The 1,336-nt window shown below is 58.6% G+C and carries 1 protein-coding gene and 2 tRNA genes; 2 read left to right on the top strand and 1 reads right to left on the bottom strand.

The annotated features are described in order from the left end of the window. Positions 1 to 85: 85 nt before the first annotated feature. Entirely contained in the window at positions 86 to 1,006 is a 921-nt protein-coding gene (gene rdgC / locus AC3WWR_RS30205; RefSeq protein WP_008060875.1) for a recombination-associated protein RdgC, read from the bottom strand. A 160-nt stretch (positions 1,007 to 1,166) separates the two neighbouring features. On the opposite strand from rdgC, the gene AC3WWR_RS30200 reads away from it, so the two are divergent. Further along, a tRNA-Val gene (locus tag AC3WWR_RS30200) sits at positions 1,167 to 1,242 on the top strand. Positions 1,243 to 1,261: 19 nt separating this feature from the next. Next, positions 1,262 to 1,335: transfer RNA gene (locus tag AC3WWR_RS30195), tRNA-Asp, on the top strand. Position 1,336 lies beyond the last annotated feature (1 nt).

Genomic DNA, 1,336 nt, shown 5'->3' with positions numbered 1-1,336 from the left:
GTGGCAGCTCCGAAAAGGAAACGCATTCCAATGTAGGAGCTGCCGCAGGCTGCGATCTTTTTGCAGGCGCCGCCGATTTCGATAATCAGATGCCTTGCGGAGTCTCTTCCCCACCCAACGCCTCGACCAGCGCCGGCAGGAAATCACCGAACGTCAGCATCATCAGGGTGAAGCTGGCATCCAGTTGGCCGAGGGCTTCATCGCCACCGTCCTGTTCCGCCTGGTCTTGCAGCAGGTCTTCGAACTTCAGGCGCTTGACCACCATCTTGTCGTCGAGGACGAAGGACAGCTTGTCCTGCCAGGCCAGCGACAATTGAGTGACCACCTTGCCGGTGCTCAGGTGTAGCTGGATTTCTTCGCTCGTCAGGTCCTGACGCTTGCAACGCACGATGCCGCCGTCTTCGTGGGTGTCGCGCAGTTCGCACTCGTCCAGCACAAAGAAGTCGTCTGCGGCTTTCTGGGTGGTGACCCACTCGGTCATGGTCGCTGTCGGGGACATTTTCACAGTCAGTGGGCGCACCGGCAGTGTGCCGATCACTTCCCGCAGGGTGGACAGCAGGTCCTCGGCGCGCTTCGGGCTGGCCGAGTTAACCAGGATCAGGCCCTGTTTCGGCGCGATGGCGGCGAACGTCGAGGAGCGACGGATAAAGGCGCGCGGCAGGAAGGCCTGGATGATTTCATCCTTGATCTGGTCGCGTTCCTTTTTATAGACCTTGCGCATTTGCTCGGCCTCGATCTCTTCGACCTTTTCCTTCACTGCATCACGCACGACGCTGCCCGGCAGAATGCGCTCTTCCTTGCGCGCGCTGATCAGCAGGAAATCACCGCTGACGTGCACCAGCGGGGCATCTTCGCCCTTGCCGAACGGTGCGACGAAACCGTAGGTGGTCAACTCCTGGCTTGCACATGGACGCGCCAGCTTGGTGGCCAGTGCAGTCTCCAACGCCTCGGCATCAACAGGCAGATCTTGGGTCAGGCGATAGATAAGCAGGTTTTTGAACCACATGGGGTAAGTCTCTCCTTATATACAAAGGCGGGCATTATTGTCCTCCGTGTGCCATAGGCCAACCCTTCTCTAAGCCTTTGGAAGGCATCAGAAAATTAATTAAAAAAGTGCTTGCCAGAGGTAGGGGCGCTCCGTAGAATGCGCGCCACACCGAAGCGAAGGGTGATTAGCTCAGCTGGGAGAGCGTCTGCCTTACAAGCAGAATGTCGGCGGTTCGATCCCGTCATCACCCACCATTCGTTTCAAGTGTTTAGCGCAGCGGTAGTTCAGTCGGTTAGAATACCGGCCTGTCACGCCGGGGGTCGCGGGTTCGAGTCCCGTCCGCTGCGC

The sequence above is a fragment of the Pseudomonas sp. EB271-G4-1 genome, assembly GCF_058791355.1.
This window is presented reverse-complemented; position numbering and strand designations above follow the sequence as displayed.